General features: G+C 71.4%; 20 protein-coding genes and 1 pseudogene. 9 read left to right on the forward strand and 12 right to left on the reverse strand.

Going from position 1 to position 21,129, the window contains the following annotated elements:
• The first annotated feature begins 81 nt into the window (after positions 1–81).
• Together ABZ490_RS01125 and ABZ490_RS01130 are read left to right on the forward strand one after the other, a co-directional pair.
• Positions 82–1,065, forward strand: a complete 984-nt coding sequence (locus ABZ490_RS01125; protein WP_358982578.1) for a glycine betaine ABC transporter substrate-binding protein — start codon at positions 82–84, stop codon at positions 1,063–1,065.
• Between the two features lie 54 nt (positions 1,066–1,119).
• Complete coding sequence (locus ABZ490_RS01130) at positions 1,120–2,394, forward strand: Xaa-Pro peptidase family protein (RefSeq protein ID WP_358982580.1); 1,275 nt, start codon at positions 1,120–1,122, stop codon at positions 2,392–2,394.
• A gap of 24 nt (positions 2,395–2,418) precedes the next feature.
• Here ABZ490_RS01130 and ABZ490_RS01135 read toward each other — a convergent pair whose 3' ends face one another.
• Together ABZ490_RS01135 and ABZ490_RS01140 are read right to left on the reverse strand one after the other, a co-directional pair.
• The gene (locus ABZ490_RS01135) at positions 2,419–2,577 is read right to left on the reverse strand and encodes a hypothetical protein (protein WP_358982582.1); all 159 of its coding nucleotides are present in this window, start codon (positions 2,575–2,577) and stop codon (positions 2,419–2,421) included.
• A gap of 148 nt (positions 2,578–2,725) precedes the next feature.
• Positions 2,726–3,637 carry a LysR family transcriptional regulator gene (locus ABZ490_RS01140; RefSeq protein WP_358982584.1) on the reverse strand — a complete coding sequence of 304 codons (912 nt, stop codon included), beginning with the start codon at positions 3,635–3,637 and terminating at the stop codon, positions 2,726–2,728.
• A gap of 83 nt (positions 3,638–3,720) precedes the next feature.
• Between ABZ490_RS01140 and ABZ490_RS01145 the strand changes: the two genes are divergently transcribed.
• The 4 genes from ABZ490_RS01145 to ABZ490_RS01160 all read left to right on the forward strand — a co-directional run bounded on the left by ABZ490_RS01145 (position 3,721) and on the right by ABZ490_RS01160 (position 7,794).
• A complete protein-coding gene (locus tag ABZ490_RS01145; protein ID WP_358982586.1) occupies positions 3,721–4,623 on the forward strand; it encodes a DMT family transporter in 903 nt (300 codons plus the stop codon).
• A 69-nt stretch (positions 4,624–4,692) separates the two neighbouring features.
• Positions 4,693–5,352, forward strand: coding sequence for an MSMEG_1061 family FMN-dependent PPOX-type flavoprotein (locus ABZ490_RS01150; RefSeq protein ID WP_358982588.1), 660 nt, complete (start codon positions 4,693–4,695; stop codon positions 5,350–5,352).
• A gap of 119 nt (positions 5,353–5,471) precedes the next feature.
• Positions 5,472–6,119, forward strand: a complete 648-nt coding sequence (locus ABZ490_RS01155) for a dihydrofolate reductase family protein (RefSeq protein WP_358982590.1) — start codon at positions 5,472–5,474, stop codon at positions 6,117–6,119.
• 196 nt (positions 6,120–6,315) lie between these two features.
• Positions 6,316–7,794 carry a ricin-type beta-trefoil lectin domain protein gene (locus ABZ490_RS01160; protein ID WP_358982592.1) on the forward strand — a complete coding sequence of 493 codons (1,479 nt, stop codon included), beginning with the start codon at positions 6,316–6,318 and terminating at the stop codon, positions 7,792–7,794.
• A gap of 60 nt (positions 7,795–7,854) precedes the next feature.
• Here ABZ490_RS01160 and ABZ490_RS01165 read toward each other — a convergent pair whose 3' ends face one another.
• The 5 genes from ABZ490_RS01165 to ABZ490_RS01185 all read right to left on the reverse strand — a co-directional run bounded on the left by ABZ490_RS01165 (position 7,855) and on the right by ABZ490_RS01185 (position 12,429).
• Positions 7,855–8,880: a LacI family DNA-binding transcriptional regulator gene (locus tag ABZ490_RS01165; RefSeq protein ID WP_358982594.1), complete on the reverse strand. Its 1,026-nt coding sequence runs from the start codon at positions 8,878–8,880 to the stop codon at positions 7,855–7,857.
• A 171-nt stretch (positions 8,881–9,051) separates the two neighbouring features.
• Entirely contained in the window at positions 9,052–9,705 is a 654-nt protein-coding gene (locus tag ABZ490_RS01170) for a LamG domain-containing protein (RefSeq protein ID WP_358982957.1), read from the reverse strand.
• 18 nt (positions 9,706–9,723) lie between these two features.
• Positions 9,724–10,749 carry a macro domain-containing protein gene (locus ABZ490_RS01175; protein WP_358982596.1) on the reverse strand — a complete coding sequence of 342 codons (1,026 nt, stop codon included), beginning with the start codon at positions 10,747–10,749 and terminating at the stop codon, positions 9,724–9,726.
• A gap of 54 nt (positions 10,750–10,803) precedes the next feature.
• Positions 10,804–11,565 carry a nuclear transport factor 2 family protein gene (locus ABZ490_RS01180; protein ID WP_358982598.1) on the reverse strand — a complete coding sequence of 254 codons (762 nt, stop codon included), beginning with the start codon at positions 11,563–11,565 and terminating at the stop codon, positions 10,804–10,806.
• 12 nt (positions 11,566–11,577) lie between these two features.
• Positions 11,578–12,429, reverse strand: a complete 852-nt coding sequence (locus ABZ490_RS01185) for an NAD-dependent protein deacetylase of SIR2 family (RefSeq protein ID WP_358982600.1) — start codon at positions 12,427–12,429, stop codon at positions 11,578–11,580.
• 110 nt (positions 12,430–12,539) lie between these two features.
• On the opposite strand from ABZ490_RS01185, the gene ABZ490_RS01190 reads away from it, so the two are divergent.
• Positions 12,540–13,505: an AraC family transcriptional regulator gene (locus tag ABZ490_RS01190; RefSeq protein WP_358982602.1), complete on the forward strand. Its 966-nt coding sequence runs from the start codon at positions 12,540–12,542 to the stop codon at positions 13,503–13,505.
• A 225-nt stretch (positions 13,506–13,730) separates the two neighbouring features.
• On the opposite strand, the pseudogene ABZ490_RS01195 reads toward ABZ490_RS01190, so the two are convergent.
• The 4 genes and pseudogenes from ABZ490_RS01195 to ABZ490_RS01210 all read right to left on the reverse strand — a co-directional run.
• Positions 13,731–14,921: pseudogene (locus ABZ490_RS01195) on the reverse strand (ABC transporter permease); the annotation flags it as partial.
• A gap of 38 nt (positions 14,922–14,959) precedes the next feature.
• The gene (locus ABZ490_RS01200; protein ID WP_358982959.1) at positions 14,960–15,643 is read right to left on the reverse strand and encodes an ABC transporter ATP-binding protein; all 684 of its coding nucleotides are present in this window, start codon (positions 15,641–15,643) and stop codon (positions 14,960–14,962) included.
• 35 nt (positions 15,644–15,678) lie between these two features.
• On the reverse strand, positions 15,679–16,923 hold the full coding sequence (locus tag ABZ490_RS01205; protein ID WP_358982604.1) for a hypothetical protein: 1,245 nt from the start codon (positions 16,921–16,923) through the stop codon (positions 15,679–15,681).
• On the reverse strand, positions 16,913–17,464 hold the full coding sequence (locus tag ABZ490_RS01210; RefSeq protein WP_358982606.1) for a hypothetical protein: 552 nt from the start codon (positions 17,462–17,464) through the stop codon (positions 16,913–16,915). Before ABZ490_RS01210 ends, ABZ490_RS01205 begins: the two co-directional genes overlap by 11 nt.
• A 92-nt stretch (positions 17,465–17,556) precedes the next feature.
• On the opposite strand from ABZ490_RS01210, the gene ABZ490_RS01215 reads away from it, so the two are divergent.
• Both ABZ490_RS01215 and ABZ490_RS01220 read left to right on the forward strand, forming a co-directional pair.
• Complete coding sequence (locus ABZ490_RS01215; protein ID WP_358982608.1) at positions 17,557–18,258, forward strand: response regulator transcription factor; 702 nt, start codon at positions 17,557–17,559, stop codon at positions 18,256–18,258.
• Complete coding sequence (locus ABZ490_RS01220; protein WP_358982610.1) at positions 18,248–20,077, forward strand: HAMP domain-containing sensor histidine kinase; 1,830 nt, start codon at positions 18,248–18,250, stop codon at positions 20,075–20,077. Before ABZ490_RS01215 ends, ABZ490_RS01220 begins: the two co-directional genes overlap by 11 nt.
• Here ABZ490_RS01220 and ABZ490_RS01225 read toward each other — a convergent pair.
• Positions 20,025–21,008 (reverse strand): helix-turn-helix domain-containing protein, encoded by a 984-nt coding sequence (locus ABZ490_RS01225; RefSeq protein WP_358982613.1) that lies wholly within the window; start codon positions 21,006–21,008, stop codon positions 20,025–20,027. The two genes, ABZ490_RS01220 and ABZ490_RS01225, sit on opposite strands and share 53 nt — an antisense overlap.
• Between the last annotated feature and the right edge of the window lie 121 nt (positions 21,009–21,129).

Here is a 21,129-nt window from a genome sequence, read left to right on the forward strand (position 1 = left end):
GTGATCGGTCCGCGACGTCTCTCTCCCCCCGATACACCTCAGCAAGCCCTGCCCGTTCAGGGAGAACGAGAAGAGGAAGTCATGCTGTCTTCGCAGAGATTGACCGCCGTCGCCGTCGGGACGACGACGGCCGTGCTCGCCCTGACCGCCTGCGGCAGCGGTCTGAGCGCGGGCGGAGCGGACACCGGAAAGGGGCCCTGCTCGGGAGTGAAGGCCGGATCGGTCGCTCCCGCCGCACTCAAAGGGGTCACGGTGAAGGTGGGTTCCAAGGAGTTCGACGAGCAGCTCCTTCTGGGGCAGCTCACCGTGAAGATGATGTGCGCCGCAGGAGCGAAGGTCGTCGATGCGACCAACAGCAAGGGTGCCAGCCAGACGCGCGCGAAGCTCGTGCGCGGCGAGAGCGACGTCTACTGGGAGTACACCGGAACGGCCTGGGTCGACTTCCTGAAGCAGAAGCCGATCTTCGACGCGGAGAAGCAGTACGAAGCGGTCAAGAAGATGGACCTGGAGAAGAACGGCGTGGTCTGGGGGCAGCGAGCCCCCTTCAACAACACCTTCGCCTTCGCGGTCGCCGACGACTTCGCCCGGAAGAACAACCTGAAGACCGACTCCGACATGGCCGCGTACCTCAACAAGAACCCTTCGTCGAAGGTCTGTCTGGAGTCGGAGTTCCTCAGCCGCGTCGACGGCTACCCGGGCTACAAGAAGGCCTACGGAATCACCGGCGGCAAGACGACCTCGCTCGGTATCGGCGTGGTCTACACCCAAACCGCCCAGGGCGGCTGTGACTTCGGCGAGGTGTTCACCACGGACGGCCGCATCGGCGCACTCGGCCTGCACGCGCTCGACGACGACAAGTCCTTCTTCCCGATCTACAACGCCGTCCCCCAGGTGATGAAGGAGACGGACAAGGAGCACCCGCAGATCCTGGAGGTGCTCAAGCCGCTCGCCGAGCTGCTGACCACGGAGGTGATGCAGGAGCTGAACACCCGGGTGAGCGCGAAGGGCGAGGAACCCGCCGATGTCGCCACGGACTTCCTGAAGGAGAAGGGCTTCCTGAAGTAGTACGTGGGCGCAGCACGGGGGTGGAGCCCGCTCGGAACGAAAGGACGAGAACCCGTGAGCCGTATCCGCGCGAGCGCAGCGAGCCGACCGCCCGAGGAGCCGACCGGGCGGCCGGGGCAGCTGGAGATCGACATACCCCGCCGGCTGGAACTGATCGACACCGGGCGCATGAACGCCGATCGCCTCGCGCGGCTCCGGGAGCAGTTGGCCCAGGCCGACTACGGCGCGGCTCTGCTCAGCGACCCCTTGAACATCCGTTACGCGACGGGCACCAGGAACATGCAGATCTGGACGATGCACGCTCCCGGACGCTACGTCTTCGTCCCCGTCGACGGCCCGGTGGTGCTGTTCGAGTTCGGGACGTCCCTGCACCTGGCCGACGGCTTCGAGACCCTTGACGAGGTACGACCCAGCACATCCCCCTTCTATTTCCTCACGGGCCCTCGCCGCCCGGAGAAGTCCGAGCAGTGGGCGCGGGACATCATCGATCTGATGCGGGCGTACGGCGGGAAGGACCAGCGGCTGGCCGTCGACCGCTGCGAACCCTGGAACGCGGAACTCCTGGTGCGGGCCGGTATCTCCCTCTTCGACGCACAGGAGCCGCTGGAGCTCGCCCGCATGATCAAGACCGAGGAGGAGATCCGGTGCGTGCGGCTCGCGGTCGACGTGGCCGACGTCGCGATCCGCCGTATGCGCGAGGCGCTGGAACCGGGCATGACCGAGAACCAGCTCTGGGCGATCCTCCACGAGACGAACATCGCCCACGACGGCGAATGGATCGAGTGCCGCCTCCTCGCGTCCGGGCCCCGGACGAACCCGTGGTTCCAGGAGAGCAGCAACCGGATCATCGAGCCCGGAGACCTGGTCGCGTTCGACACCGACATGATCGGACCCGCCGGTTACATGGCCGACCTCTCGCGCGCGTTCGTGTGCCCCGGCAAGGCGCCCTCGGGCGAGCAGCGTCGGCTCTACGAGCTGGCACAGGAGCAGGTCCTCACCAACGTCGAACTCATCCGACCGGGCATGTCGTTCGCCGAGTTCGGCGCGAAGTGCTGGCCGGTACCGGACGCGTTCGTGCCGCACCGCTACATGATGACGGTGCACGGTGCGGGGCTGGCGGACGAGAGCCCGGTGGTCACCTACGCGGCCGACCACCGGCGGTCGGGCTACGACGGGGTGTTCGAGGAAGGCATGGTCGTCTGCGTCGAAAGCTTCATCGGCGAAGTCGGAGGACGGGAGGGCGTCAAACTGGAGGAACAGGTGCTGGTCACGACGGCGGGAGCGGTACGGCTCTCCTCCGACGCCCTGGACGGCGGGCTCGTCGTCTGACCTGAGGGCCGAATGGACGGCAGGTCAGTTACCGGTCCTCTTGTTGAACCATCCGAGCGACTGGAGGACGGTCGCGCCGCCGGTGAGGATGCCGAGAGGAACGATCGTGAACCAGGTGGCGCCGGCTTTCACGGCCGCGAGCAGGGCGATGGCGCCGATGGCCAGCGCCAGGAGCACGAGCATGCCCAGAAGGACACGGATCTTGGAAACCAACGGAGGACTCTCCCCTGTTCGGCCGGGCTCTGTCGACTCCCCGGCGTGACACCACGGCTCGGCCGGGAAGCTCATGGGGCGAGCCTCGCAATACTGCCTTCCGGAGGCGCCAGTAGAACTACGTAATCGCATACTGAGGTTCATCCGGGTGTCCGGCGGCGCGCACCAGGCCTTCCAGCAGTTCGACCGTGCGCCGGGCAGCGGGGTGTCGCGCGATCGATTTCTTCACCGCGAGGCTGAGATACCGGACTGGGGTGGGGGACACCAGGGCGACGGTCGTCAGGTCTTCGGGCAGCTCGCCGATCCCGAGCGCCGGCACCACGGTCAGCCCGATTCCCGTGGCCACGAAGGACATCGCGGTCCGGTAGTCGTGTGTTTCCACCACGAAGCCCGGGGAGAATCCGGCTTGCGCGCAGGCGTTGAGGAGCACCTGGCGGCACGCCCCTTCGCGGGGTTCGTTGTCCACCCAGGGTCGCTCGGCGAGGGCCGCCAACGGCACCTCCGGCACCTCGGCGAGCGGGTCGTCGACGCGGACGACCGCGAGGTAGGGGTCCGCGGCGAGCCTGTGCACATCGACGGACCCGGGACGCCCGACACCCGTCTCCTCGACGAAGACGTCGATGTCCGGGTCGCCCCGCGTGAACTCGGGCAGCACCAGGTCCAGCCGGAGGTCCGGGAACTCGGCACGCAGCGCGGCGACGGTCGGTGCCATCCACGCCGCGCCGGCCGAGGCGAAGTAGCCGATCGAAAGGCTGCCGACCCGGCCGGCGCGCAGATCGCCGACCACCCGCTCGACCCGGCTGAACGCCTCGAACAACGTGTCGGCCTCGGCGGCGAGGGTCCGGCCGGCCGCGGTGGGCTCGATGCCGCGACCGGATCGTTCGAACAGCTGGAGCCCGGTCTCCCGTTGCAGTGTGGCGAGTTGCTGGCTCACCGCGGACGGTGTGTAGCCGAGTGCGGAGGCGCTCGCGCGGATCGAACCCGTCGCGACGACCGCCCGCAGGACACGAAGCCGTGGGATATCCAGCATGCACATCAATGTACAGCTGAACTTAACGAAGGTACAGAACTGATCGCTTGTGCTGTACGGATGGTAGGGATGACGATGCCTGGGTGACCGATTTGATGGAGACCGCCCGGCCCGTCGGCGCCGGCAGAACGCACACCGGCAGGATCGCGGCTGCCGCCGGGCTCGCGGTGGTGTTGTGGGCCTCGGCCTTCGTCGCCATCCGCGGCGTCGGGCACGCGCTGTCCCCCGCACCGCTGGCGCTGCTCCGGCTGGGCGTCGCCGCCGTCACGCTCACCGTGATCGCGATGGCCAGGGGGACGGTCCGCGTCCGGCTGTCCCGCGAGGCGTTCCTGCTGATCGCGGCGTACGCCGTGCTGTGGCTCGCCGGCTACACCGTCGCCCTCAACGCGGCGGAACGGCACGTCGACGCCGGGACCGCGGCACTGCTGGTGAACCTCGCGCCGCTGCTGGTCTCCGTCGCCGCCGGGAAGCTTCTCGGTGAAGGCTTCTCGCGATCCCTCATCGTCGGCTCGCTTGTCGCGCTGGGCGGAACCGCGGTCATCGCGGCCGGGGCCACCGCACAGCGCGACTGGGCGGGCGTTCTGCTGTGCCTGCTGGCCGCCGTGCTCTATGCCGCGGGCGTCATGATCCAGAAGGTGACGTTGCGCCACGTCGACGGGCTCACCGCGATCCGGCTCGGCTGTGTCGTCGCCACCGTGGTGCTGCTGCCCTGGGCGCCGCAGCTGGTCGGCGAGCTGCACACGGCGTCCACCGGAGCGGTGCTCGGTGCCGTCTACCTGGGCGTGTTCCCCACGGCGATCGGTTTCACCGCGTGGGCCTACGCGCTGCGCCGGATGGACGCCGGCCGGCTCTCCACGGTGACCTATGCCGTTCCGGCCGTGTCGGTGCTGTTGTCATGGCTGCTGCTCGCCGAGATCCCGACGGCGTACGGGCTCGTCGGCGGCGTGCTCTGCCTGACCGGTGTCGCCCTCTCCCGCCGCCCGTGAGCCACCGACGGTCACCATGGCCGACGCTTCGACGCGGTTGATCGCAGGCCGGCCGTTAGTGTCGGGGACATGACCTCACCCCTTTCCGCCAGTGCCTTCGACCTGCTGCGCCTCGACGCCGTGTCCGACCAGGAGGCGCTGCGGCAGGTCTACGATCTTCCCGGCGACGCCGCCGTGCGCAAGCAGATGAGTGAACTCACCGAGCAGACACGGCGGTTGATCGCGTGCTCCTCGCTGGTCCTGGTCGCCAGCGCGGACGCCGAGGGCAACTGTGATGTCTCCCCGCGGGGCGGCCCCGCCGGGTTCGTCGCCGTCCTGGACGCGCGGACGGTGGCGATACCGGACGCGACAGGCAACAAGCGTCTGGACACCCTGCAGAACGTCGTCGCCACCGGACGGGCCGGGCTGCTGTTCGTCGTCCCGGGGCGCACCACGACCCTCAGGGTGAACGGCCGGGCCTGTGTCTCCACCCGCCCGGAGCTGCTGTCGCAGCTGACCGCCGTGGGCAAGCCGCCGGCCAGTGCGCTGGTGGTGGGGATCGAGGAGGTCTACCCGCACTGTCCCAAGTCGCTTCTGCGCGGCGGGGCCTGGAAGCCGGAGCAGTGGCTCCCGGCGGACGCCCAGCCGACCTCGGCCGAGGTGACGCTGGCCCAGCTGCGGATGCCGGAGCTGACGATCGCCGACATCGAACAGGCGGAGGCGGACTCGCTGACGTACCGGTACGAGTGAGCGGTCGATCCGGTACGGCACTCGGGTGAGGTCTCCGGCGCGGCGATGAGTTCGTCCGTGTTCAGGGGTCTACCTCTCGACCGACGTGACCGACAGGGACGAATCACCGGGAGCAGGACATGGGCCTCATTCATATCGAGCTGTTCGCGACCCTCGATCTGGTCGGGCAGGCGCCCGGCGGGCCGGACGAGGATCCGGAGGGGTTTCCGTTCGGGGGGTGGCAGGCGCCGCTGATGGACGAGGTCTCGGGGGCGCAGATCGGTGCGGCGTACGAGGGTACGGACGCGCTTCTGCTGGGCCGGCGGACGTACGACATCTTCGCCGCCTACTGGCCGAAGTACCAGGACGGCGGTGAGGACAACGAGATCGCCGAGCTCTTCAACCGTGTTCCGAAGTACGTGGCCTCCCGGGGGACCCCCGATCTGTCGTGGGCCGGGTCCACGCAGCTCGGCCCGGATCTGGCCGCCGCGGTGCGGGAGGTCCGGGAGCGGCACGAGCAGGTGAAGGTCGTCGGGAGTCTGGATCTCGTGCAGACGCTGGTGCGGGAGAGGCTCTTCGACCGTCTCGACCTCTGGGTGCACCCGATCGTGCTCGGGGTCGGGAAGAAGGTGTTCGACGGCGGCGCCGTGCCCACGAACCTCACCCTTCTCGAACCGCCGGCGGCCGGTGGGAAGGGGACGGTGTACCTGCGGTACGGGCTGGCCGAGGGGACCCCCGGGACGGGGGACATGAGCGCACCCGATCGCGGGGTGGGGCGCGACGACTGAATCCGCGCCGTCCGAGATCCGCCAGGGGCTTGTCACAGGAGCGGGCAACGTGCCAATGTCCGGCCATGGTTACGTAACCATGGCCGGTTTACATGGGTCTGGGGGTCTGTTGTCGGACGCTTGGATCAACAGTGCCTCGGCTCAGGTGACGAACCCGCACTCCCGCACTCCGCGATTCCCGTCACTGGAGACAGACATGAAGAAGACCCTGAAGGGGTCGAGAAAACTGGCCGGTGTGATCATGGCCGGCTTCGGCGCTTCCCTCATGTTCCTGACCGCCCCCGCCCTCGCCCAGCCGGCCGCCACGGCGCCGGCCGCCCCGCACGTGTCGGCGAAGCCCGCGGCGAAGGGCGGCACCAGTGACTTCCGCGGAGTGAACTGGGCGGACCCGCGCGACAACTACGCCAGTGACGCCGTCGTGCCCAGCGGGCTGTCGGTGACCGACGACTACCGCACCGTCTACCGCACCACGGGCCGTATGGTGCGCGGCTTCAAGAAGAACCTGGGCGCCAACACGCTGCGACTGCCGATCAACCCGGCGAGCGTCGGCACCACCTGGTGGAAGTCGTACCGGGCGACGATCGACGCGGCCACGGCCCAGGGCGACAAGGTCATCGTCAGCTACTGGGAGGCGAACACCAGCAAGGACGGCCTGGTCGACGACACGGCCGCCTGGAACACCATGTGGAACACCGTGGTGCGGGAGTACAGGCACAACCCGCGGGTCTACTTCGAGCCCATGAACGAGCCCCACGGCTACACCCTGGACCAGTGGGTGTCCGTCACCAGTGGCTGGCTGGCCCGGCACAAGGACGTCCCGCGCGGCCGTGTCGTGATCAGCGGTACCGGCTACAACGACAACGTCACCGGTGTCGGCGCGGCCCGCGCCCTGAAGGGGACGCTGCTGTCGCTGCACTTCTACGGCTACTGGAACAGCTACACCCAGCAGTCGGACTGGGCCGCCGACCTCGCGTCCAGGATCGGCGACTACGCCGGGCGGACCATCATGGACGAGGCGGGCGCCCCGATGACCATCGGTCTGAACTACGGCGCGTGGAACGGCAACGTCTACACCTCGTACCTCGCGGCCGTGACCAACACCGCCCGGAGCAAGGGGATGGGCCTGGTGTACTGGCCGGGGCTGAGGTTCGGCGACGCCTACTCGATCGAGTCCCTGGACTCCGAGGGCAACCTGGTGGACAACAGCACCACCGGAACCGCGCTGTTGCGCTGGGGCTACGGCTTCGGTACGACCCCGCCCGTCAACGACCTGCCGGCCGCGCCTCCCGGCGAGGTCCTGCGCGGGGTGGGCTCGGGCCGCTGTGTCGACGTGCCCGGCTTCAGCACGACGAACAACACCCAGCTCGACCTCTGGGACTGCAACGACGGCGGCAACCAGTCCTGGAACTGGAACGCGGAGAAGCAGCTCACCGTCTACGGCAACAAGTGCATGACGCTGGGAGGCACCGGAGCCTCGGCGGGCGACCCCGTGGTCATCGCCGACTGCACCGGCGCGGCGGCACAGCAGTGGAACGTGAACGCCGACCTCACGGTGACCAGCGTCGCGAACCCGGCGCTCTGCCTGGACGCCTCCGGCGCGGGCACCGGCAACGGCACGTCGGTCGATGTCTGGTACTGCAACGGCGGCAGCAACCAGCAGTGGACCAGGAGCTGACGCCGGTACGTCCTTCCGCCGACCGCTGATCCGCACCGCGCGGGTCAGCGGTCGGCGCGCTCAATCCTCCGGGGAGGGCGGTGGTGCCGCGGTGCTCGCGCGGACCACCAGCCGGGTCGGCACCAAGGTCTTGTCGACCGTGTCGGGCCCGGTACGGCCGATCTTGCTCAGCAGCTTCTGCAGGCTGAGCCGGCCGACCGCCGCGAAGTCCTGCCGTACGGTGGTCAACGGCGGCCAGAAGGCATGGGCCTCCTCCATGTCGTCGAACCCCACCACGCTGACGTCCTCGGGAATCCGGCGGCCGAGTTCGTGCAGGGCACGCATCACACCGAGGGCCATGTGGTCGTTGGCGGCGAAGATCGCCGTGACCTCGGGCCTGCGCCCCAGGGACAGCCCGTGCCGGTATCCGGATCTGGTGGTCCAGTCGCCGTACAGCACCGGGGGAGGGACGACACCGGCGTCCTGGAGGGTGCACCGCCAGGACTCGACGCGACGGGTCGCGGAGAACGAGGTCGGCGGTCCGGCGATGTGCCACACCTGCCGGTGGCCGAGTTCCAGCAGGTGCTCCGTGGCCTGACGGGCGCCCTGGGCCTGATCGGTGTCCACCACGGTGTAGCCGGGGCCGGTGTCCGAGTCGACGACCACCATCGGAACCCCCGGCGGGAGGCTGAACTCGGCGTCGTCCAGGAGGTGCGCCTCGAAGATGAGGATCACTCCGTCGACGGCCGCCTCGCTGAGCCGGTCGTAGGCACCGGACACCCTGCCCATGGTCGGATCCGAGACGGGGATGAGGGTGACGGCGTACTTGGCGCGGGCGGCCTCCTCGGCGATCGCGTCGAGCGTGCGCGTGTTGCCGAAGGTCCTGAGCGTGAACGTGATGACACCGATGGTGTTGAACCGCCCGCTCTTGAGGGCCCGCGCGGCTCCGTTCGGCCGGTAGCCCAGCGCCCGCATCGACTCCACGACCCGCTGCCGGGTCGCCGGGTCGACGTTGCTGTGGCCGTTGGACACACGCGAGACCGTCTGCGGTGCGACACCGGCATGACGGGCGACATCCGCCATCGACGGCCGGGGTCGTCCGGACACGGGCTTGTCCCCCATCGCCATGATCCCTTGCTTCCCCTGCTTCCCCTGCTTCTCGGGTCTCCCGGTTTCTCGGGCCCTGACCACAGCCTAGGCCCCCGCCGGACGGCCCGCCGGAACCCGGGATCGGTTCGGGCGGGCCGTCGGGTGGGGAAGGTCAGGCGGCGGCGGGGGTCAGCACAGGCAGGGGTTCGTGCCCCAGCCCAGGCCGCGGACGTCCTCGTCCCGCAGCGCGCCGGCGTAGGCCTGGACCTCGTCCACGTCGCCGTGGAGGTACTCGCCCCAGCCGTCACCGGCCGTGGCCCGCCCGATCTGGAGGGCGCCGGTGCTGTGCAGGCCGTCGGGGAGGGTCCCGGTCGCCCCGGCGTTGGTGTAGCCGTCGACGTAGAGCTTGATCGTGTCGGTGGCGTCGTCGTAGACCACGGCGAGGCGGTGGCCCTGGCCCTCGCCCCCGTCCGCGGCCTCGACCCAGGACACCACCCTCTCGGGCGCCCCGGCCTCGTCCCTCTCCGGCATCACCAGCTGCCAGGTGTACGTGGACGGCTCGTAGCGCACCTTGAAGGCGTCGGTGTGCTCGCCGGCCTGCGAGAGCACGGTCATCGGGTGGGCCGGCGCGGAGTCCGCGAGGCGGACGACGACGCCCACGGTGAAACTGTCCCCGGTGTCCACGACGGGCCCGTCGGCGGCGGCGTACCCGCCCTCGCCGTCCAGCCGCAGATGCCCGTCGCCGACGAGCGGCGGCGGTACGTAGGTGCAGTCGGGGTCGAGGTCCGGGATGCAGGAGTCGTCGGAGCCCCGGTAGATCGAGGCCCCCGCGCCGAGCCGCAGCGGCGCGCCGTCCGAAAGTTAACAGAGGTGACCGACAGCGCGTCGGTAGGCCTGTTCGTCGGCCTCCTCGTACACGGTGAACACCACGCGGTCGAAGCGTCCGGGACGCGCCGCCAGCCAGTCCGCGACCGCGTGCAGCGCGACCGGGGCCGCCTCCTCCTTCGGGTAGCCGAAGACGCCCGTGCTCACGGCGCAGAAGGCGAGGGTGCGGAGGGACTCCACCTGTGCGGCGAGGTCGAGGCAGGCCCGGTAGGAGGAGGCGAGCGCCTGCGCGTCCCGTGCGCCGGGACGGCCCCGGACGACGGGACCCACGGTGTGCAGGACATGGCGGGCCGGCAGATGGTGACCCCGGGTGATCTTGGCGGTGCCGGTGGGCTCGGGGGCTCCCTGGGCCGCGACGATCGTGTGGCAGTCGTCGCGCAGGCGCGGTCCGGCGGCGCTGTGGAGGGCGTTGTCGATACAGGGGTGCAGCGGGCGGAAGCAGCCGAGCAGTTCACTGTTGGCGGCGTTGACCACGGCGTCCGCGGCGAGCGTGGTGATGTCTCCCCGCCACAGCACGGTCTCCGCCGCGGCGGGGAACGCCGTGCCGGGGAACTCCTCCTCGATCGTGGGGAGTTCCCGCGCCGCGACGGTGGGCCGCAGCTGACGCTCCGCACCGAGCAGCGCGTCCAGCTCCCGGTCCGCTCCTTCCGGCAGCGGACCGGGATCCCGGACGGTCAGCAGGGCGCGCAGCAGGTTCCTGCGGGCCGCCGTCGCGGCGCCGGCACCGGCATCCGTATGCGCGTCGGAGTCCGCGTCGGCGAGGCTTCTCACCGCCTCGGGCCGCAGTCCCAGCCGGGACACGGCCGGATCCCCGCTGAGCAGGCGCAGGGCCGCGCGCACATGGGCGTCCAGCCGGGCGGGTGCGGCCGGGGCCGCCGTCGGGTGGAAAGGCTCGTCGAGGGCCACGGCCGACCGGTAGGCGGTCAGGGGCAGCCCGGCGGGCCGTGTCTCCGTCCCGGCGGCGAGGGCGACGGCGTCGGACTCGGCGCGGATCGGGATCATCGCGGGCTCCGGGTGAGGCTCGGGAACGAGGGGCTGCGGCGCTTCGCGGCCGGGTCAGAACAGGCCGTTGCCGTGCGGCAGTTCGGCCGGTACGGGGGCGATGACGTCCCAGTGCTCGACGATCCTGCCGTCCGCGACACGGAAGAGGTCGTAGTAGGCGACGGGCACGCCGAACTCGCCCTCGGACTGCGTCAGGACGAACTCGCCCTCGGCGATGACCCGGTGGACCTTCTTGTAGACGAGGTTCCGGCCCTGCTCGGCCCACCTGGCCGCGGCCGCCCCGAAGCCGTCGAGGCCGTCGGCGGCCTCGGCGTTGTGCTGGTGGTAGGTGTCGGTGGAGATGTAGTCGGTGAGCACCGAGTAGTCGGCGCCGACGAGGACCTTCTCCGCGAACTCGGTCACCAGGGCACGGTTGGCGTCGGTCCGGCCGGGCTCGGTGACCTCGGTGGGGCCGTCGGTCTGGGAGCGGCCGGAGACGGTGTCCTCGACCAGCGGGGCCAGGGCGTCCCAGTGCTCGGCCAGCTTGCCGTCGGCGTCGACGCGGAAGATGTCGAACGCGACGAGCGGGGCCGGGCCGAAGCCGTGGTAGGTGCCGTGCAGGGCGACCAGGTCGCCGTCGGCGATGACGCGGGCGCCTTCGTAGCGGAAGTCCTCGCCCAGCACGGAGACGAGTCCGCGCAGGGCCTCGGGGCCGTCGGCGGCGAGCGCGCTGTGCTGCCTGTAGCCCGGGGCCACCCAGCGGTCCACGGCGGAGGGATCCTTGGCGCCGAACAGCTCGGCGGCGGCCTGGAGGACGGTGTTCTTCGCGTTGCTCATGACTGATTCCAATCAGGCGGGGAGGGTGTCGAGCAGCAGGTCTGCTGCCACGGGCACGGACAGGGCCCGTATCCCGAGGTCGGAGGGGACCTCGGGATGGCCGGGATTGATCCGGACGAGCCGGGCCCGGGGGGTCCGGCGCACCAGGTGCTCCATGGGCCGGCGGATCACGCCGGGGGTGTTGAACCCGGCACCGATCTCCACGACGAGCAGGGAGCTGTCCGCGGGCGCCTCGTCGAGCCAGCGGACCAGCCGCCGCCCCGCGGGCAGATAGGGGTCGTCGACGAACTCGGGGCCGACCCGGACATTGGGGAAGACGTCGGCGCCGCAGCGGGGGCAGCGCGGGAGGGCCCGGGGGTCGCTCACCCGGCCGGTCTCGCGGTCGTACGCGGCGAGGATCGTGTCGAGGAAGGGTCTGCTGGACCAGGTCTCCCGTGTGCACGGGACCGTGCACTGGAGCCGGCCGTAGTCGCCCTGCGGGGTGTGGACCCGGTCCGCCTCGAAGCCGTTGCGGGCGAACAGGGCGTCGACGTTGGACGTCATCACCCGGTGGTCGCGGTCGCCGACCAGCTCCCTCAGCCTGCGGTAGAGGGGGTTGGGCCCGGCGCCGTAACGGATGTCGTCGATGTGGACGGCCCAGTAGCCCCACATCATGTCCTCCGGCAGGGGCACGCCGAGCAGATAGCGCGAACGCAGGCCGAGGCGGTGCAGGGCCGGCAGCAGCTCCCTGAAGCGTTCGGTGTCGCCGTAGTCGTAACCGGCGGCCGCGCTCAGACCGGCGCCGGCCGCGATCAGGACCCGGTCGGACTCCTCCAGCCAGGCGCGGATGCGCTCCCCGAAGGCCGTGGCCACGGTCGTCGCCATGTGCCGTTCCTCCTTCCTTTCCTGTTTCCGCCAGAGGGACGTTCCGTTTCCGCGGCGGCATGACCAACGTACGAGCCAGATACGGGGGGAGCGGGATAAACTTCCGACTGATGATGGCCAAAAGCCGACACGATTCGCCGTATGGGATCGCGGAGATCGCGGAGATCGGGTTCGCCGCGCCCGCGGGCACGCCGGCCGGTGTCGAGGTCATGTCGCTGGCCGAGCTGCGGCGGCGCGTCCCCGGGGACACCCTCGCGCGGCCGCAGCGCCCCGACTTCCATCACCTGCTCACGCTCACCGAGGGCGGGCTCCGGCACCTCGTCGACTTCGACGGCCACACCCTGCGGCCGGGCTCCTGGCTGTGGCTGCGTCCGGGGCAGGTGCACCAGTGGGGCGACCTGGCCCGGGCCGAGGGCACGCTGATCCTCTTCCGGCAGGACGCGCTGGACCCGGCCACGGCGACGGCCGCCCGGGTCGACGACCCGTACGCACCGGTCGTCACCACCCCCGTCGCCGCGGACGCCGACGCGGTGACCATGGCGGCGGAACATCTGAGCCGCGAGTTCCGGGCGCTCGGTCAGCTGCCGCTCGACGTGCACATCGCGGCCCTGCGGCACCTGCTCGCCGTCCTCCTGCTGCGGATCGCCCATCTCACCGTCCCGGCCGGTGGCCCCGCTCCGGAGCCGGACGAGACCTATCTGCGGTTCCGTGACGCGGTCGAACGGCACTTCACCGCCACCCGGCAGGTGGAGGACTACGCCCGCATGCTCGGCTACTCGGGCCGGACCCTCGCCCGGGCGACGCAGGCGGGCGCCGGGCTCGGTGCGAAGGAGTTCATCGACCGCAGGGTCGTCCTGGAGGCGAAACGCCTGCTGGCGCACGGCGACGAGACCGCGGCGCGGATCTCCGACCACCTCGGCTTCGGCACGCCCTCCCAGTTCGGCAAGTACTTCACACAGCGCACGGGCCGTTCCCCCCTCGACTTCCGCAAGGAGATCCGGGGTCTGGCGGGGAGCGGGGCCCAGGGCGGGCGTCCGGCGGGAGGCGCGGCGCCCCGCGGGGATTCCGGCCACTGACCACCCGCGGGGATTCCGGCCACTGACCGCCGCGCCCGCGACGGGGTCCCCGGGGCGCGGAGCCGTGTTCGAGGCCAGGCCGCGTCGATCTGGAAGGCCGTAAGGATCCGGGTCGAGGGCGTCGCGGACCCTGCCGGGTCTGCTGTCGCACTCCGGGTGAGCCGCCGCCCGGCGCGCGGAGCCGCACGGGGCGTACCACCGCTCGGGTGCACCCCTCCGATGCGCCTACGTCGTCGCCAGGGCCTCCGTAGGGGTCAGGCGGGCGGCGCGGAGGGAGGGGTGGACGCCGGCGAGCATGCCGATCAGGACCGCGCCGCCGCATCCCGCGGTCACCGAGGTGAGGGGGACGACCGGCGGCCAGTGCTGGTGGGCGGCGTAGGCGACGGTCGCGAGGGCGCCGAGTGCCGTGCCGGCCAGACCGCCGAGGCCCGACAGGACGACCGACTCCGTGAGGAACTGGGCGCGTATCTGGCCCCGGTTGGCGCCCAGGGCGCGGCGCAGGCCGATCTCCCGGCGGCGTTCGAGGACGGAGATGACCATGGTGTTGGCCACGCCGATGCCGCCGACGAGGAGGGCGACCCCGGCGAGTCCCAGGAAGAGCGCGGAGAACGTGCTCTCGGTGGCCCGTTTGGCGGCCAGCGCGTCGGACGGGCGGCTGACCTGGACCACGCCCGGCAGCGCGGGGTTGATGGTGGCGGGCAGGACGTCGCGTACGGCCTCGATCTCCGACTCCCTGGCCTTGAGGTAGATCACCGTGGGGTGGCCGTCGAACTTCAGCAGACGGCGCGCGGCGTCCCAGCCGACCAGCACCGAGCGGTCGATGTCCGGCGACAGCGGGGTCTTCTCGAGGATCCCGATGACCGTGAACCAGCGGCGGCCGAGGTAGATCTGCGGGGCGGGCCGCCAGGCGGTGAGCGCCGGGATGCCGAGCCGGGAGGCGGCGACCGAGCCGAGGACGGCGGTGGGGAACTTCTCCGTGCCCGCGCTGAGGAACCGGCCCGAGCCCACCGTGGCGTTGATCGTCCGCAGCAGATCGACTCTGGTGGCCAGGACGGTCAGTCCGGTGTAGTCGGCGGCGTTCTCGCGGTCGTTGCGGAAGACCTCGGTATGGGTGTTGGCGACCGCGCTGGCCATCGTGACCGGCCCGATCCGGCGGGTCATGGCCACCGATTCCGGCGGCAGCAGCACCGGCGGGTCCTGGCGGGCGGGCACGGCCTGCAGCATGTCGGTGCCCAGCGCGGAGAGCTCCTCCATGAGTGCTTTCTGGCTGGACGCCGGGATCCCGGTGACGACGACCAGGGTGGCGATGCCGATCGAGATGCCGAGGGCGGACAGGGCCGCCCGTATTTTCCGGGTCCGGATGCCCAGCAGGCCCAGGCCCAGGATGTCCAGCGGCGCCAGCCGCACCGGCCTGCTGTCGGCGACCCGGGCGGCCGACCTCGTGGATGTGACGGTCATGACCAGCTTTCCGTACGGGGGAGGGACTCGGTGCGGGCGTCGGTGCGGGTGTCGGAGCGGAGGCGGCCGTCGCGGATCTCCACCCGGCGGGGCAACTGGGCCGCGATGTCCCGGTCGTGGGTGATGACCGCGATGGTGGTGCCCTCGCGGTTCAGCGCGGTCAGCAGATCCAGTACGGCCACGCCGTTCGCGGTGTCCAGGGCGCCCGTCGGCTCGTCCGCGAGCACCAGGACGGGCCGGTTGACGAGCGCGCGGGCGATCGCCACCCGCTGCCGCTCACCGCCGGAGAGCTGCTGCGGCAGATGCCGGGCCCGACGGGCCAGCCCCACCCGGTCCAGTGCCTCCAGGGCCAGCGGGCGGCGCCTGCCGCGCGGCACCCCGGCGTAGAGCAGACCGGTCGCGACGTTCTCGGCGGCGGTCAGCCCGTCGGTGAGCTGGAACTGCTGGAAAACGAAGCCGAGTCGGCGGCCCCGCAGCGCCGACAGCCTGCGGTCGGAGAGTTCCGCGACGTCCTGGCCGTCGATCTCCACGGTGCCGCCGGTCGGCCGGTCCAGCGTGCCCATGATGTTCAGCAGGGTCGACTTGCCGGACCCGGACGGGCCGACGATGCCCAGCAGTTCGCCCTGCTCGACCGTGAGCGAGACGTCGTCGAGCGCCGTGACCCCGCCGGGGTACACCATGCTCGCGCCGCGCACCGCCAGCACCGGGCGCGCGCTCACGAGGTCGTCACCACCTTGGTCCCGGCGCCGATGCCCGAGCCGCTGATCTCCACCAGCCCCTTGGAGAACATCCCGGTCCTCACCGCGATCAGTCGGCCGCCCGGCAGCTGGACGGCGTAGCCGCCCTCGCTCAGTGCCAACAGGGCGCCGACGGGCACGGCGAGCACGCCCTTGCGGGTCTCCGAGGTGAACCGCACCTGTACCGGCGCGGAGTTCAGCCCGCGTACCGCACCGGTGTCCCGCAGCGCGACGCCGACGGTCAACCGGGGCTGCCCGGAGGTGTCGTCGCCGCTCGACGCGTCGCTGGTCCGGACCGTGGTGCCGATGGCGGTGACGGTGCCCTGTGCCGTGGAGCTGTCGGGCAGGTCCACGGTCACCGCGTCGCCGCGTCTCATCGAGCCCGCCTCGCCCGGGTCCACCGAGACGGTCACCGACTTGGTGGTGGACGTGACGGTCATCAGGGTCCCGTCGGCCGCGTCGGCGAGCTGCGCCTGTACGCCGTCGACCCGTACGGCACCCGACAGCACCGCGAGGTCGCCGACGCCCAGCACGCCCGTGGACGGCAGGCCGGCCGCGGTCTGCCACCGTTCGACGGCGGCGATGAGAGCGGCGGTCAGGACCCCGTCGCCGCGTTTGACCTGGACGGGCGCGGTGAGGGGGGAGGGGGTGGAGAGGGGGGTGTCGGGCGTGTTGCCCGGACGCGGACTCGCCGTGGTCGTCGGCCCGGACGACTCCCGGTGCGTGACCGGCCGCGGGGTGACCCACGTGCCCACCGCGGGCTGTCCGCCGATGTCGTAGCCGAGCGCCTCGAGATTGTCGGCCACCGTCCTCACGTCCGGGCCGGTGGTGCCCTCGGCCTCCAGGGTCCGGTACAGCGGTGTACCGCCGTAGAAGACCGGCACCGGCACGTTGTCCACCCGGTACAGCGGCTCGCCCCGCCGTACCGTGGCCCCCGTCGCCGGCAGCCAGGTGATCAGGCCCGCCTTGCCGCCCTTCACCGTGGTCGCCCGGCCGTAGCCGAGGATCCCTTCCAGCGTCCGGGAGTTGGAGAGGTCGCTCCTGGTCACCACGGCGGTCGCGGTCCGTACGGCACCGCCCTTCGCGGTGTCCGGTCTCCCGTCGCCGTCCTGCCACGCGGTCACGGTGAACGCGCTCGCCACGACGACCGCCGCCGCCACCGCCCCGAGGACCGTCCGCCGTCCGCCCCGCGTACGCGCGGCCCGGGCGCCGTTACCTGTCACCGTACGCCTTCACCTGGCAGTCGAGTTCGATGTCGTCGTAGTGGGGCGCGTTGAGGCTGTTTCCGTCCTCCAGCGCCCACAGTCCGTCCGCGACCACGCTCTTGATGCCGTGCTCGTTCATGCACTTCACCATCGCGCGCGTGTCGTCGCTGAAGTCCGGGTTCCTGGCCGGGTCCAGCTCCGGCGGATCGAGCGGTTCCTTCCCCTTGCAGGCCAGCACCGAGGGATCGTTCGGCTTGCGCTTGTACTTCTCCGCCGCGCCGTGCTCCTTCAGACACGCGAGCCAGGCGTCGTACAGGCGATTGACCTCCTCGTTGGTGCTGTCCAGCCGGATCTGTGGCCGGCCCGCGTCGGGATCGGCGCTCGCGCTCGCCGCACCACCGCCCGCCGCGGGGGTGGTGATCGAGGCGACGTCGCCCCGACCGCCCTGGCCCGCGTCGTCGCTCCCGCCGACGCCCCCGCCCCCGCAGGCGGTGAGGACGACCAGACCGGCCGCGCCGGCCGAGGTGAACACCGTGGCTCGCTTGAAGAGGTTCCCCATGGCGCAGACCATGGCCCGAAGTTATGACGATCCTGTCAGGACGCGGTCAGAAAGCCGTCTGGCCTCATTCCGCCGTGCCTACGCTGGCCCCCATGAACGCCCTTGTCCTCGTGGCCGAGGACGACACCAAACAGGCCGAGGTGATCCGCCGCTATCTGGAGAGCGAGGGGCACACCGCCCTGCTCGTCCATGACGGGCGCGCGGCGCTCGACGGGGTGCGCCGCCACCGGCCCGACCTGCTGGTCCTCGATGTGATGATGCCGGTCGTCGACGGTCTGGACGTGTGCCGCATCCTGCGGCGCGAGAGCGACCTGCCGGTGCTGATGCTGACCGCCCGCAGCACCGAGGAGGACCTGCTGCTCGGCCTGGACCTCGGCGCCGACGACTATCTGACCAAGCCCTACAGCCCGCGCGAGCTGATGGCCCGGATCCGTACCCTGCTGCGGCGGACCCGGACGTCCGGCGTCGCCGCGGCGGACCCGGTGCTGCGGGTGGGCGCCCTCCGCGTCGACCCCCTGCGCCGCGCCGTCGAGATCGCGGGCCGGCAAGTCGCCTGCACACCGGGTGAGTTCGACGTCCTGGCGACGATGGCCGCCGAACCCGAACGGGTCTTCACCCGGCGCCAGTTGCTGTCCGGCACGCGCGGGGACGACCGCTACATCACCGAACGCACCATCGACGTGCACATCCTGAACCTCCGCAAGAAGATCGAGCCCGTCCCCCGGCAACCGGTCTATCTCCGGACGGTGTTCGGCGTCGGCTACCGCCTCTCCGACGGCACCCGTGGCCGCTGAGACGGCCCCGGACGGCGGCCGGCTGCCGCTGCGGCGGAGTCTGCTGGTACGGCTGCTGGCGGCGTCGGTCACCATCGCCGTCTGCTCGGTCGCGGCCACCGCCTGGCTCGCCGCGCGCACCACCACCAGCGCCATCCAGCAGGAGCAGGGACAGGTCCTCGCCGACGACGCCCAGATCTACGACACGTTGATCGGCTACGCGGCCGCCCACACCGACTGGTCCGCGGTGACGCCCACGCTGAGACGGCTGACCGAGCGGACCGGTCGCCACATCACCCTGACCACCCAGGACCGTCGGCCCATCGCCGCGTCCGGCACCGCGGCCGCCCTCCCCACCAGGGCCTCGGCGCTCCTCGACCCGCTGCGGGCCGACCCGGCGCTGCTGCCCGGCGTCAAGGCGGACGGGATCGACCCGCGAGCGATCGGCCCGTACCGGCTGCCGGAGGCCGAGCGCCGCGAACTACTGGACCGGGTGCGGAAGTTGCGGGCCTGCATGCGCGGCGTCGGTCACCCCGTCGTCGTCGCCGACGCGCCGAGCGGCCGGCCCTCCCTCGTCATCACCGGTGACAGCAGACTCCAGCAGAAGGTCGGCGAGGTGTGCGCCCTGTACACCCTCGACGATCCCACGCCGACCGAGAAACGGGCGCTCGACCGGCTCAACACCCTGGCCGGCGACTGCGTGAGACGCCAGAAGCTGGCCCCGGTGACGATCGGTCTCAGCTTCACCCCCGAGGGGGGCGGCGGTGAGGCCGTCCAGCGGTGCATCGACACCGCCCGCCGTGAGCAGCTCGCCCCGTACGTCGCTCCGCCCGCGCTGCTGTTCGTCGCCACCCCGGCCGGATCGGCCGCGCCCGGCTTCGACCTGTCCTCGGCCAACACGGGCCGGGTCGCCGGTGTCGCCGCGCTCGTCCTCGTCCTCACCGTGGCCGTCACCGTCACCGTGGGCACCCGGCTGGTCAGACCCCTGCGGGCGCTGACCGACGCCGCCCGCCGCCCGGCCCGGCAGCATCTGCGGGTACCGGTGACCACCCACGACGAGATCGGCCGTCTGGCCGCCGCCTTCAACGACCTGGCGGAGCGCCGCGAGCGCGTCGAGGACCAGCGCAGGGCCATGGTCAGCGATGTCGCCCACGAACTGCGCACCCCGCTCAGCACGATCCGTAGCTGGCTCGAAGCGGCCCAGGACGGCCTGGCCGTCTCCGACGAGGCGTTCGTGGCCTCGCTGCTGGAGGAGGCCCTGCTGCTCCAGCACATCGTCGACGACCTCCAGCACCTGGCCCAGGCGGACGCGGGCCGGCTCCGGCTGCACCCGGAACCCCTGAGCCTGCGGGAACTCCTCGACCATGTGGCCGCGGCCCACCGCGGCGGTGCCGAGGCCGCCGGCGTCACCCTCACCACCCGCATCGAGGACACCCCGGCCCTCCACGCCGACCCCGCGCGCCTGCGCCAGGCCGTCGGCAACCTGCTGTCCAACGCCCTCCGGCACACCCCTCCCGGAGGCACCGTGACCCTGCGCTGCCGCCGTACCGGCGACGAGGTCGTGATCGAGGTCGCCGACACCGGCACCGGTATCGCCGCCGAGGACCTGCCCCGGGTCTTCGACCGCTTCTGGCGCGCCGACAAGTCCCGCAGCCGCCAGACCGGCGGCAGCGGCCTGGGCCTGGCCATCGTCCGCCAGCTCGTCGAGGCCCACGGCGGCACGGTCTCGGTGACCAGCACCCCGGACGCGGAGACGGTCTTCACCTTGCGCCTGCCCCGCACGGCACCTACCGGTTCAGCTCCCGGTAGCGGCTCGGGCTCACCCCGTACAGCGCCTTGAAGGCCCTGCTGAAGACCGCCAGGTCGGTGAAGCCGAAGCGCGAGGCGATCTCGGTGAGGGGCCGGTGGGTGTGCCGCGGTGACAGCATGGCCTCGCGGCAGGCCTTCAGGCGGCGCAGCCGGATCGTGGCCGCGACGGTCTCGCCGGAGCGGGCGAACAGCCGGTGCAGGGTCCGGGGCGAGACGAAGAACGCCTCGGCGATCCGCTGAGGGGTGAGTCCGGCGTCGTCGATATGCGCGTCGATGTAGCGCAGGATGTTTTCACGGAATTCCAGCGCCCGGGAGTCCTGATCACCGGGGTCGCTTTCCTCCAGTGCGGCCGTGATCGCCAATTCCGCTATTTCGTCGGCCAGTCTGATCGCGCCGCCGGACGACACGTCCCGGTCATGGAGGAGAAGCCCCGACAACAAAGGGGAAAGCAGCTGACCGACCGCGGTGTCGGCCCGGACCGTGCGCGCCGTCAGCTGCTGCGACCGCGTGTCGCTGAGCGGAATCGATTCCCGCGGCCAGGTGAAGACCCGCAGATGCCAGTCCGGGCGCAGATGCCAGGTGAACGGCCGGGCGCTCTCGTAGAGCGCGAAGTCCCCCGGCCGCAGGGCGCAGGTCCGCCCGTCCTGGATCAGTTCGCCCTCGCCCGCGACGACCATGCCGATCTGCATCAGGTCCAGCGGCTGGCGCGAGGTCAGCCGGCCGGTCCGGTCGAAGGTCTGGGACGTGGCGAGGACGTCGGCCGCCATGAGGTGCGCCAGCCGCCGGGTGCGCACGGTCCCGGTGAACCGTCCGGACGCGTCCGGCCTGATGTCGAGCGCCACGAAGGTGTCCCGGATGGCGTCGGTCCAGGCGCCCAGGGAATCCGTCCGCACGATCTCCGTGAGGCGCCGGCCCGCACCGGCGGTCTCCGCGTGCGCAGGACCCGGTGCGTTCCCGCTCACGAGGTTCCTCCTCCCACGTGGAGTGCACGGTAGGAGGACACCGGGCGCTGGTCAATACACGCGGATTTCCTCCCGCGGAGATCCCGACAGTGGCGCAGAACGTCAAACCGGCTGTCTCCCA

This window comes from Streptomyces sp. NPDC005811 (assembly GCF_040630405.1).
Taxonomy (GTDB): domain Bacteria; phylum Actinomycetota; class Actinomycetes; order Streptomycetales; family Streptomycetaceae; genus Streptomyces.